A 12,480-nucleotide genomic window follows, 5' to 3' on the forward strand; every position below is an offset into this window, starting at 1 on the left:
CGTGAATTCCTGGAACGGAGCCCCTCATGACTGTTACCCTGCCTTCGCCCGATGCGCCCTTCACCACGCTGGCCGAGCTGATCCGCAGCCACGCGCGCCAGCAGCCGGCCCATGCCGCGCTGCGCGACGACCAGCAGACGCTGAGCTACGCGCAGCTTGACGCCCTCATGGACCGCGTGGCCACCGCGCTGCAGCGCGACGGCGTGCAGCCTGGCCAGGCGATTGCCATCTGCGCGTTGAACTCGGTGCGCTATGCCGCGCTGTTCCTGGGCGCCTTGCGCGCGGGCGTGGTGGTTGCGCCGCTGGCGCCGTCCTCCACGGCCGACAGCCTGGCCTCCATGCTGCGCGATGCCCAGGCGCGCCACCTGTTCCTCGACAAGGCGGCCCAGGACCTGGTGCCTGCCGACGGCGCCCTGCAATGCATCTCGCTGGACAGCGCCGCGCCCGGCCGGGCCTTTGACGACTGGCTGGCGCCCGAAGGCGCGCAGCCCGCGCCCGTGAGCGTGGAGCCGGCCGCGCCGTTCAACATCATCTATTCCTCGGGCACCACGGGCACCCCCAAGGGCATCGTGCAGTCGCACGGCATGCGCTGGGCCCACATCAACCGGGGCAGCGTCTACGGCTACGGCCCCGAGGGCACGACGCTGCTGGCCACGCCGCTGTACTCCAACACCACGCTGGTGGTGTTCTTCCCCACGCTGGGCAGCGGCGGCTGCGTGGTACTGATGCCCAAGTTCGACGCGGCCCGCTACCTGCAGCTGGCCCAGCAGCACCGCGTCACCCACACCATGCTGGTGCCCGTGCAGTACCAGCGCATCATGGCGCTGCCGCAGTTCGGCGAGCATGACCTGTCCAGCTTCCGCGCCAAGTTCTGCACCAGCGCGCCGTTCCGGGCCGAGCTCAAGGCCGACGTGGTGGCGCGCTGGCCCGGCAGCCTGACCGAGTTCTACGGCATGACCGAAGGCGGCGGCACCTGCATCCTCGAAGCCCATCTGCACCCGGACAAGCTGCACACCGTGGGCAAGCCCGCCGAGGGCCATGACATCCGCCTCATCGACGAGGACGGCCGCGAGGTCGCCCCGGGCGAGGATGGCGAGGTCGTGGGCCACTCTGCCAGCATGATGACCGGCTACCACGGCCAGCCCGCCAAGACGCGCGAAGCCGAATGGTTCGACCCCACGGGCAAGCGCTTCATCCGCACGGGCGACGTGGGCCGCTTCGATGCCGATGGATTCCTCACCCTGTTCGACCGCCGCAAGGACATGATCATCAGCGGCGGCTTCAACATCTACCCCAGCGACCTGGAAACCCAGCTGCGCGCCCACCCGGCCGTGGACGACGTGGCCGTGGTCGGCGTGCCTTCCGAGCAATGGGGCGAGACGCCCGTGGCCTACGTGGTGTCGCGCGCGGGGCAGCCGGCCCTGCCCGAGGACATCATGGGCTGGTACAACCAGCGGGCCGGCAAGACCCAGCGCCTGGCGGACCTGCGCTTCATTGCCGAGCTGCCGCGCAGCGCCATCGGCAAGGTGCTCAAGCGCGAGCTGCGCGACCAGTACGCGACGGGGCGCTGAACCGGCGGAGGCTTTCTCCAAACGATGTCCACCACGATGTCCACCAAGAGGTACACCCCATGAGCAACGACACCACGATGTCCGAGGTCCGCCGCCAGGTGACGGCCGAGGAATGGCAGACCCGCATCGAGCTGGCCGCCGCCTACCGGCTGGTCGCCCACTTCGGCTGGGACGACCTGATCTTCACCCACATCTCGGCGCGCGTGCCGGGCCAGCCCGACCAGTTCCTGATCAACCCCTACGGCATGCTGTTCGACGAGATCACCGCGTCCAGCCTGGTCAAGGTGGACCACGAGGGCCGGCCGCTGATGGAGACCGAATACGACGTCAACCCGGCCGGCTTCGTCATCCACAGCGCCATCCACGACGGCCGCCCCGAGGTGCAGTGCGTGCTGCACACGCACACGCGCTATGGCGTGGCCGTCTCGGCGCAGAAGGAAGGGCTGCTGCCCATCTCGCAGCAGTCCATCTTCCCGCTGGCGCGCCTGGCCTACCACGACTACGAAGGCGTGGCCCTGCGCGACGACGAGAAGCCGCGCCTGGTCGATGACCTGGGCGCCAGCAACTTCCTCATCCTGCGCAACCACGGCCTGCTGACCTGCGGCCGCAACGTGGCCGAGGCCGTGCTGGCCATGTACACGCTGGAGTCGGCCTGCCGCATCCAGATCCTGGCGCAGTCGGGCGGCGGCGAGCTCACGCGCATCCCGCAGGACATCATTGCCGACGCGGTCAACCAGTCGCGCCAGGTCACCAAGGGCAAGGGCGCAGGCCTGGCCTGGCCCGGCCTGCTGCGCCGCCTGGACCGCATAGACCCTTCTTACAAGGACTGAAGGAAACCATGGGAATTCTGGTCAATATCCACCCGAGCATGGGCGCGCCCATCGTCGACTCGCTGCGCGCGCTGGCGCCCGGCGTGCAGGTCTGGGGCCACCGCGAGGAGGCGCCGGCCGATGCGGTCGAGGCCATGCTCGCCTGGAGCCTCAAGCCGGGCGTGCTGCCGGCCTATCCGGGCCTGAAGCTGCTGTGCGCGCCCAGCGCGGGCGTGGACAAGCTGCTGGCCGTGCCCGACCTGCCGGCCGGCCTGCCCGTGGCGCGCACCGTCGATCCGCAGCAGCATGTGGAGATCGCCCAGTACGTGGTGGGCACCGCGCTGCGCCACACGCGCGAGCTGGACCTGTTCGCGCGCCAGCAGCAGGCCGGCGACTGGCTGCGCCGCCCCGTGCGCGCCAGCGCAGACTGCCGCGTGGGCATCCTGGGCCTGGGCGAGGTCGGCCGCTTCGTGGCCGGCGCCATGCAGGCCATCGGCTACCCCGTCGCAGGCTGGAGCCGCAGCGCCAAGAGCATTGCAGGCCTGGCCACGCACAGCGGTGCCGAAGGTCTGAAGCAGCTGCTGTCCACCAGCGACATCCTGGTCTGCGCCTTGCCGCTCACGCCCGAGACGCGCGACCTGCTGGACCGCCGCACCCTGTCCCTGCTGCCGCGTGGTGCCTACTTCATCAACGTGGGGCGCGGCGAACAGGTGGTGGAAGACGACCTGCTGGCCCTGCTCGACGAAGACCACCTGGCAGGCGCCGCGCTGGACGTGCTGCGCGACGAGCCGCCCCAGCCCGGCAACAAGGTCTGGGCCCATCCCAAGGCCTTTGTCACGCCGCACATCGCGGCCCAGGCCTCGGCCGACACCGTGGCGCGCCAGTGCCTGGAGAACCTGCGCCGCCTGCGCGCGGGCGAGCCGCTGCTCAACCTTGTGGATGTGGCGCGGGGGTACTGAGCCCTTTTTCCATCCGACGCTGCGCTGTTGCGTGGCGTTTTTTCATCGCCGGGCCGCCCCAAGATGAAAAGCGGCCCCCTTGGGGGGCAGCGGACCTTGCGCAGCAAGGGTAGCGTGGGGGCCATTTTTCAACTTAGAAGAATCCAGAGACACCATGCCTTCGACTTCCCGCCGCGGCTTTTTGCAATCTACCGCTGCCGCCGCTGCAGCAGCCACCACCGTGCTGGCCCCCTTGGCCTGGGCCCAGAGCCCCTGGCCCTCCAAGCCCATCCGCATCATCGTTCCGTACACGGCAGGCGGTTTCACCGACCAGATGGCGCGCCTGCTGCAGGTCGGCCTGCAAAAGGCCCTGGGCCAGCCCGTCATCGTGGAGAACAAGCCTGGTGCCAACAGCATCATCGGCGTGGACCAGATCGCCAAGGCCGCGCCGGACGGGCACACCTTCGGCGTGGTCATCGCGGCCTATGCGGCCAACACCACGCTCTATCCCAAGCTGCCCTACAACCCGAAGAAGGACCTGGTCGGCGTCTCGCTCATGGGCGTCTCGCCCCTGGTCGCTGCCGTGGCCATGAACGCGCCGTTCAAGACCACGCCCGAGCTGATCGCCTATGCCAAGGCCAATCCCGGCAAGGTGGGCTTCGGCTCCTCGGGCAGCGGCTCCAGCGCCCACCTGACCACCGAGCTGATGAAGCTGCTCACCAAGACGGACATGGTCCACGTGCCCTACAAGGGCGCCGCGCCCGCGCTGGCCGACCTCATGGGCGGCCAGATCCCGCTGTTCCTGGACCCGCCGCCCAACCTCATCCAGCCCGCCAAGGCCGGCCGCATCCGCCTCATCGGCGTGGCCAGCGACAAGCGCCTGGCCGCGCTGCCCGACGTGCCCACCTTCGTGGAGCAGGGCTACGACGGCCTGCTGGGCAGCACCTGGGCGGCCATGATCGCGCCGGCCGGCGTGCCGCGCGAGATCGTGCAGCGCATGTCCGCCGAGGTGTCGCGCATCATCCGCAGTGCCGAGGTGTCGCAGCGGCTGGAGCAGGTGATGGGGACGTTTGCGGAGGGGTCCACGCCTGAGGAGTGCGATCGGTTCATTGCTGCCGAGACGGAGAAGTGGGGGAGGGTGATTCGGGAGGCGAAGGTGACGGTGGACTGAGTCTTTCTTGTTCTCGGGTCTGTTTTTTGACCCGGCAGGGGCACAAACAATCAGGCAGCCCCCACCCTCCACCGCCTCCTGGGCGCCCTCAACGCATGCCTTTCCCGATAGGCAGCAGGCGCCATCCCCACATACCGCAAGAACACCCGCCGAAACGCCGAGGCATCCCCATACCCGCAGGCCAGCGCCACGGACGGCACGCTCTCCAGCGTGATCTCCAGCAGCACCCGGGCCCGTGCGCAGCGCAGGCGGTGCAGGTGGTCCAGCGGGCTGTGGCCCAGTTCCTGCTGGAAGTGGCGCAGCAGGGTGCGCGGGCTGGTGGATGCCGCGTGCGCGAGGGCCTGCAGGTCATAGGGCTGCTCCACGCGCGCCTCCAGCCAGGCGATGGCATGGGCCAGCACGCTGTTGCGCGTGGCGGGAATGCGGCGGTCCTGCAGGGCGGCCCGGGTGGCGCGTTCGCGCTGGGCATCGGGCTGCAGCACGGCGGCCAGCGCTGCGGCCAGGTCGTCGCCGAAGGCATGGCGTGTGAGCGCGACGGCCATGGGTGCCAGGGCCTCGGGGTGGGAGGCGCTGAGCCAGGGCCTGTCGTCCACGAAGGGCTGGCCCTCGGCCAGTTCGATGCCCGGGAAGTCCAGGCCGAAGCCGCCCATGAAATACCAGGGCAGGGCCACAAGCCGGCCCTGGCAGCGGCCGCCCGCTGCCGCAAACCAGGCGGCGCTGCCCAGCGTGCAGACGGCCAGGCCCTGGTCGAAGGCCGTGGTGATGCGGCGCACGAGGGCCGGATGCGCGGCGACGATGTCGCGGATGGAGGGAATGTCAGGGCAGTGCAGCGCGCTCACGAAGACGGCCTGCGCGGGCCCTTCGGCTGCCGCGCCTTCGTCCGCGTGCGGCATGGTGGGCAGGGGCCGGCCCTGGCCGTCGGCCCAGCGCCAGCCAAAGCGCGGTGCGCGCCGGCCCAGGCGCAGGCTGGCGACCAGGTTGGCGCTGCGCAGCATCTCCACCAGGTGCGCGGCGTGGCCGATGGCGCTGTGCTCCAGGCAGGGCAGCTCGATGACAAAGGTCCGGGGCATGGCGGTTCTGGCTCCTCGAATGGCGATTTTGACGTGCCCGTCATACGTGCTTCACTTTTAGCATGGCTGCTTGTGCCACTTTCCAGGACCACGAAGATGCTCCACACCAGCGCCGAGACAAAGCCTTCCTCCTTCCCGCGCACAGGCCTGCGCTCCATCGCCCTGGCCGGGCTGCTGACCTGCGGCCTGCCACTGGCGGCCAGCGCCCAGGGGCTCGATGCACAGGGCCTGGCGGCCCTGGATGCCGCTATCCAGCCGCTGGCGCCCAAGATGGTGGAGTGGCGCCGCGACATCCACCAGCACCCCGAACTGTCGGGGCAGGAAGAACGCACGGCCAAGGTGGTGGCCGATCACCTGCGCCGCCTGGGCATGGAGGTGCAGACCGGCGTGGGCGGCACGGGCGTGGTGGGCGTGCTGCGCGGCGGCCAGCCGGGCAAGACCGTGGCGCTGCGTGCCGACATGGATGCGCTGCCCGTGGCCGAGAAGACCGGCCTGCCCTTTGCCTCCAAGGCCAAGGCCCAGTACATGGGCAAGGAAGTTTCGGTCATGCATGCCTGCGGGCACGATGCCCACGTGGCCATGCTCATGGGCGCGGCCGAGGCGCTGGCCGGCATGCGCGCCAAGCTGCCCGGCACGGTGAAGTTCATCTTCCAGCCCGCCGAGGAAGGCGCTCCCGTGGAGGCCGATGCCCACGGCCATGTGCCCAGCTTCGGCGCCAAGGCCATGGTGGAGGCCGGCGTGCTCAAGGACGTGCAGGCCATCTACGGCCTGCACATCACGGCCAACCTGCCCTCGGGCATGGTGGGCTACCGCAGCGGGCCGCTGATGGCGGGTTCGGACAGCCTCAGCATCCAGGTCGAGGGCCGGGGCGGCCATGGCTCGTCGCCGTGGAATGCGGTCGATCCCATCGTCGCGGCCAGCCAGGTGGTGCTGGGCCTGCAGACCGTGGTCAGCCGCCAGCTCAACATCAGCCTGGAGCCTGCCGTGCTGACGATCGGCTCCATCCAGGGCGGCACGCGCTACAACATCATCCCGGACAACGTGGAGATGCAAGGCACGCTGCGCACCTTCGACGAGGACATGCGCCAGGAGGCGCACAAGCGCATCACCGCCACGGCCGAGCAGATCGCGGCCTCCAGCGGCGCCAAGGCCAAGGTGCGCTTCGGTCCCGTGGCCTATCCGGTGACCACCAACCCCGCAGCACTGACCGAGGCCTCGCTGCCCGCGCTCAAGCTGGCCATGGGCGGCAAGGCCATGGTGATTCCCAAGGTCAGCGGCTCCGAGGATTTCTCGGAGTTCCAGAAGGTGGTTCCGGGCTTCTTCTACTTCCTGGGCGCGCCGCCGGCCGGCCAGGACTTTGCCAAGGCGCCGTCCAACCACTCGCCGCTGTTCGACATCGACGAGAAGCAACTGCCCACGGGCGCGCGCTCACTGGCCGCGCTGGCCGTGGACTATCTGCAGCGCAACCCATAGTTATTGGACTCCCCCTGAGCGGCGGACGCCGCTTCCCGTTGCACGGCGCCCCCTCTCTCGCTACGCGGGAGGGGGACGGCACCCGCGCTGCGGGGCGGCGCGGCCGGCGTAGGCCCTTGCTCGGTGCCCCTGGCTTGAGATCGAGTCCGTGCGAACCGCGTCGGCTTTATTTGGCGCTGGCGATTGCCGATGGGCCTTTCCACCACCGGGCGATGGCAAGGCGGAACGGCAGCAGCAGCGCCACGCCCAGCACCAGCTTCACGCCCAGGTCGCCCAGGGCCCAGGTCATCCAGGGCTCGGCGGAGCCTGCGAAGGCGATGCTCCAGAACAGGAAGGTGTCCAGGCAGGCGGCCAGCAGCGTGGCCACCAGGGGGGCACGCCACCAGCGGCCTGCACGCAGGCGGTGGAACACGCCGATGTCCAGCCACTGCGAGGCAATGAAGGCCGCGCCCGAGGCCAGCGCGATGCGCGGCGGCGCCAGCACCAGCGAGGCGGCCACGGCCACGGCAAAGCCCACCCAGGCCACGCGCCGGGCCTGCTGCGGGCCGAAGCTGCGGTTGACCAGCTCGCTCACCAGGAAGGCGAACGGATAGGTGATGGCGCCCCAGGTCAGCCAGTCGTTGATGGCGTACTGCACCAGGATGTTGGACGACAGCACCACCACGCCCATGGCCGCGATGGCGGCCAGCAGCTGGGTGCGCGAGGGGGCGGCGAAACGGGGCGGACGCGGTGTCATGCTGCGCCACCGGAGCCGCGTGCCCCCGACGAGGGCAGGGGCAGCCCGAGGATGGCGCAGGCCACGGCCTCGCCCACCTTGACGCCATCCACGCCGGCCGACAGAATGCCGCCCGCGTAGCTGGCGCCTTCGCCGGCCGGGTACAGGCCGCGCGTGTTCAGGCTGTGGAAGTCCGCGCCGCGCTCGATCTTCACGGGCGAGGAGGTGCGCGTTTCCACGCCGGTGAGCACGGCATCGTGCATGTCGTAGCCGCGGATCTTCTTGCCGAAGGCGGGCAGCGCCTCGCGCATGGCCTCGATGGCGTAGGCCGGCAGCACGTGGTGCAGGTTGGTCAGCGTGATGCCGGGCTTGTAGGAGGGCTCGACCTCGCCCAGCGCGGCCGATTCCTTGCCCGCGATGAAGTCGCCCACCAGCTGGCCCGGCGCGTTGTAGTTGCGCCCGCCCAGCAGGTAGGCCTTGGTCTCCAGCTGGCGCTGCAGCACGATGCCCGACAGCGGGTGCAGCTCGCCGTCCTTGAGGTTTTCCACGCCATGGGTCTTGCCGTCGAAGGCCCAGGCAAAGCTTTTGGCATCGCGCGGGTAGTCGGAGGGGTCGATGGCGCAGACCATGCCGGCGTTGGCATTGCGCTCGGCGCGCGAGTACTGGCTCATGCCGTTGGTGACCACGCGCTCGGGCTCGCTGGTGGCCGCCACCACGGTGCCGCCCGGGCACATGCAAAAGCTGTAGACCGCGCGCCCGTTGCTGGCGTGGTGCACCAGCTTGTAGTCGGCCGCACCCAGCAGCGGGTGGCCGGCATGCCTGCCCCAGCGCGCGCGGTCGATCACGCTTTGCGGATGCTCGATGCGAAAGCCCACCGAGAACGGCTTGGCCTCCATGTGCACGCCGCGCTCGTAGAACATGGCGAAGGTGTCGCGCGAGCTGTGGCCCAGGGCCATCACGGCATGGTCGGTCTCCAGCCACTGGCGCTCGCCGCTGTCCTGGTCCAGCACTTCCAGGGCGGTGAGACGGCGGTCCTTGCCCTCGCCCTCGATGCGCATGTCACACACGCGCTGGCCGAAGCGGATCTCGCCGCCCAGGCGGATGATCTCCTCGCGTATTCCCTCGACCACCTTCACCAGCTTGAAGGTGCCGATGTGCGGATGCGCGGCATAGAGGATCTCGGGCGGCGCGCCGTGGGTGACGAATTCCTGCATCACCTTGCGGCCCAGGTGGCGCGGGTCCTTGATCTGGCTGTAGAGCTTGCCGTCGGAGAAGGTGCCTGCGCCGCCTTCGCCGAACTGCACATTGGACTCGGGCACCAGCTCGCGCTTGCGCCACAGGCCCCAGGTGTCCTGGGTGCGCTCGCGCACCGAGCGGCCGCGCTCGATCACGATGGGCCTGAAGCCCATCTGCGCCAGCACCAGGGCCGCAAAAATGCCGCAGGGCCCGAAGCCCACCACCACAGGCCGGCGCTGCAGGTCGGCAGGCGCCTGGCCCACGGCATGCCAGCGCATGTCGGGCGTGGGGTTCACATGGGCATGGCTGGAGAACTGCTCCAGCAGCGCGGCTTCCTGGCTTTCGTCGGCCAGCGTCAGGTCGACGATGTAGACGGCCAGCAGCTCGGACTTGCGCGCATCGAAGCTGCGCTTGTGCACATGCACGGAGGCAATGGCCTCCTCGGCAATGCCCAGCTGGCGCGCGGCCAGGGCGCGCAGCGGCTCCAGGGGCAGATATTCGGTGTGGCTGTCGGGGTGGTATTGCACCGCCGACAGGGGCAGTTTCAGTTCAGAGACGCGGATCATGGCTTGTACCTATCAAGCAGAGGGCCGGCGATGGTAAGCCAAAGTGGGCGACCGCACAGGCTGCGGGCCGCACAGCCTTGGGGTGTGCTCGGGTTCGGATTTTCCGCCAGATATTCCTGGTCCTGGTGCCGTCCCGGTCCGGGCACGGACCTTGCATGCAGGGCCGGCCATCCGCGAGCGGGGTCCTTCAGCCCCGGTCTGACGGGGTGGCTGCATCTGCGCGAAGTGGTGGTGGAACGGATGTAAGCTCGCGGCAAGCCTGCGGGCGGGTGCTGCCCCAGGTGAACAAGATCAACGCATTCCACGCACCACAAGGAGACATTTCATGAAGCAACCCCCTTCCAGGCAACGCCTGCCTGCATGGCAGTGGATCGGCCTTGCGGCCGCCACGCCGCTGTTCCTCGCATCGTGCGGCGGTGGTGGTGGCAATGGCGGATTGGGCCAGGACGACCTGGCGGCCTGCGCCATCACCTCGGGCGATGGCAGCGTGGTCGTGGGCTCGGGCCTGCCCGGTGATCCGGCTGCACCCGAACCCTCGTCGGGCTACCGCCTCGGCAAGAAGGCCCTGCACACCTCCAAGTACATGGTGGTCACGGCCAACCCGCTGGCGTCCAAGGCCGGTTGCGAGGTGCTCAAGTCCGGCGGCTCGGCCGTGGATGCGGCCGTGGCCGTGCAGATGGTGCTGGGCCTGGTGGAGCCGCAGTCCAGCGGCATCGGCGGTGGCGCCTTCATGCTCTACCGCGATGCGGCCACGGGCAAGGTCGTGGCCTATGACGGCCGCGAGACTGCTCCGGCTGCCGCCACGGAAAACTACCTGCGCTACGTGGACGATGCCACCGACCAGACCGCGCCCAAGCCTTCGGCGCGCTCCAGCGGCCGCTCCATCGGCACGCCGGGCGTGGTGCGCATGCTGGAACTCGCGCACAAGGACTACGGCAAGACCGCGTGGCCCCAGCTGTTCAATTCGGGCATCGACCTGGCCAGCAAGGGCTTTCCCATCAGCGGCCGCATGGCCGCCGCGCTGGAGGGCTCCAAGACGGAGCTGGCGCGCGATGCCGATGCCGCCAAGCTGTACTTCGATGCCCAGGGCAAGCCGCTGGCGCTGGGCGCCAAGTTCGTCAACCAGCCCTATGCCGACACGCTGCGCAGCATCGCCACGGGCGGTGCCGATGCCTTCTACCGTGGCGACCTGGCCCAGGCCATCGTCAGCAAGGTGGGCGTGACGCAGACCGTCTCGGACGGTGCGCCCATCACCCCCGGCAAGACCACGCTGCAGGACCTGGCCAGCTACGAGGCCAAGCGCCGCGAAGCCGTCTGCACCACCTACCGCGCGCGCTACATGGTCTGCAGCATGCCGCCGCCGTCGTCCGGCGGCATTGCCGTGGCCCAGGCCATGGGCATTCTGGAGAACTTCGACCTCAAGGCCTATGCGCCCACGGCCATCGATGGCGAGGGCGGCAAGCCCTCGGTGATGGGCGTGCACCTGGTCAGCGAAGCCCTGCGCCTGGCCTATGCCGACCGTGACAAGTACGTGGCCGACACCGACTTCGTGTCCCTGCCCGGCGGCTCGCCGGCCCTGATGCTGGACAAGAGCTACCTGCGCCAGCGCGCCGCCCTCATCTCCACCACCAAGAGCATGGGCACGGCCCAGGCAGGCAACTTCGGCACGCCTTCGCAGGGCGTGGTCGATGTCAAGGAGGCCGGCACCACGCACATGAGCATCGTCGATGCCAAGGGCAACGCGCTGAGCATGACGACCACGGTGGAGTCCAGCATGGGGTCCTTTCACGTCACGCGCGGCTTCGTGCTCAACAACCAGCTGACCGACTTCGCGGCCATCCCCAGCACCGCCGACGGCCCGGTCGCCAACCGCGTGCAGCCGGGCAAGCGCCCGCGCAGCTCCATGGCGCCCACGCTGGTGTTCGACCTGAAGACCGACGGCACCGCCGGCGACTTCAAGATGGCCACGGGCTCGCCGGGCGGCAGCACCATCATCCAGTACGTGACCAAGACCCTGGTCGGCGCGCTGGACTGGGGTCTGGATGCGCAGCAGGCCACGTCGATGGTGGACTTCGGCGCGGCCAACAGCCCGACCACCAACGTGGGCGGCGAGCACCCCAACATCAACACGGCCAATGGCGGCAACGACGATCCGCTGGTCAGCGGCCTGCGTGCCCTGGGCCATGTGGTGTCCATCAGTGCGCAGTCCAGCGGTATTGGCACCATCTTGCGGGTGCAGCGCAATGGGCAGGCGCAGCTGGAAGGTGGGGCTGATCCGCGCCGTGAAGGGCTTGTTCTGGGCGATACCGTTCGCTGATTTTGGTCTGATGATTGACTGAGGAAGGCGCTGCTGGCAGGGATGCTGGTGGCGCCTTTTTTGCTGGTTTGCTGGTGGGTCTTTTTTTGACCCTGCCGGGTGGTTGTTTTTCGAGGCCGGGGTTCGGCCCGGCAGCCGACCCGCTTTCTTGTCGCGCGACAAGAAAGCGGGGCAAAGAAGCGCGCCCCGAACTGCCCACGACCCTTCGCTTCGCTGCGGGCGACCTGCGTTGGGCGGGATGCGGGGTGTGCCGCAGAACTCACTCCTTGCGCCTGCGGCGCAATCCGTTCAAACAACTGCGGCAAGCTAGACAACGAAGCAGCCCTGTCCTTCGGCAGGGCTGCCACCCCGCATCCCGCCCAACGCAGGCGTGGGCAGAAGGGGGAGGCTGGGGAACAGCCAACAGCCAACAGCCAACAGCCAACAGCCAGCAGCCAACAGCCAACAGCCAACAGCCAACAGCCAGCAGCCAACAGCCAACAGCCGGCGCCATCGCTCCGCTCGGCTTCAAACCGGGGCCGAGCGCAGCGACGGCCCGAAAAACTCCCCCGTATGTCAGCGCCTGCGGCGTGGTGGTTGCGGGGTTGCAGTCCTGCCGAAGGACAGGACTGCTT

Annotated in this window: 9 protein-coding genes; 6 read left to right on the forward strand and 3 right to left on the reverse strand. The window is 69.2% G+C overall.

What is annotated here, in order from left to right:
- The first annotated feature begins 26 nt into the window (after positions 1 to 26).
- The 4 genes from ACF8ML_RS25820 (at position 27) to ACF8ML_RS25835 (ending at position 4,489) form a co-directional block, all read left to right on the forward strand.
- Positions 27 to 1,571 (forward strand): class I adenylate-forming enzyme family protein, encoded by a 1,545-nt coding sequence (locus ACF8ML_RS25820; protein ID WP_392408341.1) that lies wholly within the window; start codon positions 27 to 29, stop codon positions 1,569 to 1,571.
- A gap of 59 nt (positions 1,572 to 1,630) precedes the next feature.
- A complete protein-coding gene (locus ACF8ML_RS25825) occupies positions 1,631 to 2,401 on the forward strand; it encodes a class II aldolase/adducin family protein (protein ID WP_012203336.1) in 771 nt (256 codons plus the stop codon).
- An 8-nt stretch (positions 2,402 to 2,409) separates the two neighbouring features.
- Complete coding sequence (locus ACF8ML_RS25830) at positions 2,410 to 3,339, forward strand: 2-hydroxyacid dehydrogenase (protein WP_392408342.1); 930 nt, start codon at positions 2,410 to 2,412, stop codon at positions 3,337 to 3,339.
- 154 nt (positions 3,340 to 3,493) lie between these two features.
- Positions 3,494 to 4,489, forward strand: coding sequence for a tripartite tricarboxylate transporter substrate binding protein (locus ACF8ML_RS25835; RefSeq protein WP_392408343.1), 996 nt, complete (start codon positions 3,494 to 3,496; stop codon positions 4,487 to 4,489).
- 50 nt (positions 4,490 to 4,539) lie between these two features.
- Here ACF8ML_RS25835 and ACF8ML_RS25840 read toward each other — a convergent pair whose 3' ends face one another.
- The gene (locus ACF8ML_RS25840; protein WP_392408344.1) at positions 4,540 to 5,559 is read right to left on the reverse strand and encodes a GlxA family transcriptional regulator; all 1,020 of its coding nucleotides are present in this window, start codon (positions 5,557 to 5,559) and stop codon (positions 4,540 to 4,542) included.
- A 96-nt stretch (positions 5,560 to 5,655) separates the two neighbouring features.
- On the opposite strand from ACF8ML_RS25840, the gene ACF8ML_RS25845 reads away from it, so the two are divergent.
- Positions 5,656 to 7,032, forward strand: a complete 1,377-nt coding sequence (locus ACF8ML_RS25845) for an amidohydrolase (RefSeq protein WP_392408345.1) — start codon at positions 5,656 to 5,658, stop codon at positions 7,030 to 7,032.
- Positions 7,033 to 7,198: 166 nt separating this feature from the next.
- Here ACF8ML_RS25845 and ACF8ML_RS25850 read toward each other — a convergent pair whose 3' ends face one another.
- Both ACF8ML_RS25850 and ACF8ML_RS25855 read right to left on the reverse strand, forming a co-directional pair.
- Entirely contained in the window at positions 7,199 to 7,768 is a 570-nt protein-coding gene (locus ACF8ML_RS25850; RefSeq protein WP_126311334.1) for a VUT family protein, read from the reverse strand.
- Positions 7,765 to 9,549 (reverse strand): NAD(P)/FAD-dependent oxidoreductase, encoded by a 1,785-nt coding sequence (locus tag ACF8ML_RS25855; protein ID WP_016454771.1) that lies wholly within the window; start codon positions 9,547 to 9,549, stop codon positions 7,765 to 7,767. The genes ACF8ML_RS25850 and ACF8ML_RS25855 overlap by 4 nt, the downstream gene beginning before the upstream one ends.
- 325 nt (positions 9,550 to 9,874) lie before the next feature.
- Between ACF8ML_RS25855 and ggt the strand changes: the two genes are divergently transcribed.
- Complete coding sequence (gene ggt / locus ACF8ML_RS25860; protein ID WP_392408346.1) at positions 9,875 to 11,866, forward strand: gamma-glutamyltransferase; 1,992 nt, start codon at positions 9,875 to 9,877, stop codon at positions 11,864 to 11,866.
- Positions 11,867 to 12,480: the final 614 nt, after the last annotated feature.

Source organism: Delftia sp. WSY_10 (assembly GCF_043104705.1).
GTDB lineage: Bacteria > Pseudomonadota > Gammaproteobacteria > Burkholderiales > Burkholderiaceae_C > Comamonas > Comamonas tsuruhatensis.

Bases quoted from the DNA above. Each gene is read 5' to 3' on its own strand.
- ACF8ML_RS25820 (WP_392408341.1), top strand. From the start codon at position 27: ATGACTGTTACCCTGCCTTCGCCCGATGCGCCCTTCACCACGCTGGCC.
- ACF8ML_RS25825 (WP_012203336.1), top strand. From the start codon at position 1,631: ATGAGCAACGACACCACGATGTCCGAGGTCCGCCGCCAGGTGACGGCC.
- ACF8ML_RS25830 (WP_392408342.1), top strand. From the start codon at position 2,410: ATGGGAATTCTGGTCAATATCCACCCGAGCATGGGCGCGCCCATCGTC.
- ACF8ML_RS25835 (WP_392408343.1), top strand. From the start codon at position 3,494: ATGCCTTCGACTTCCCGCCGCGGCTTTTTGCAATCTACCGCTGCCGCC.
- ACF8ML_RS25840 (WP_392408344.1), bottom strand. From the start codon at position 5,559: ATGCCCCGGACCTTTGTCATCGAGCTGCCCTGCCTGGAGCACAGCGCC.
- ACF8ML_RS25845 (WP_392408345.1), top strand. From the start codon at position 5,656: ATGCTCCACACCAGCGCCGAGACAAAGCCTTCCTCCTTCCCGCGCACA.
- ACF8ML_RS25850 (WP_126311334.1), bottom strand. From the start codon at position 7,768: ATGACACCGCGTCCGCCCCGTTTCGCCGCCCCCTCGCGCACCCAGCTG.
- ACF8ML_RS25855 (WP_016454771.1), bottom strand. From the start codon at position 9,549: ATGATCCGCGTCTCTGAACTGAAACTGCCCCTGTCGGCGGTGCAATAC.
- ggt (WP_392408346.1), top strand. From the start codon at position 9,875: ATGAAGCAACCCCCTTCCAGGCAACGCCTGCCTGCATGGCAGTGGATC.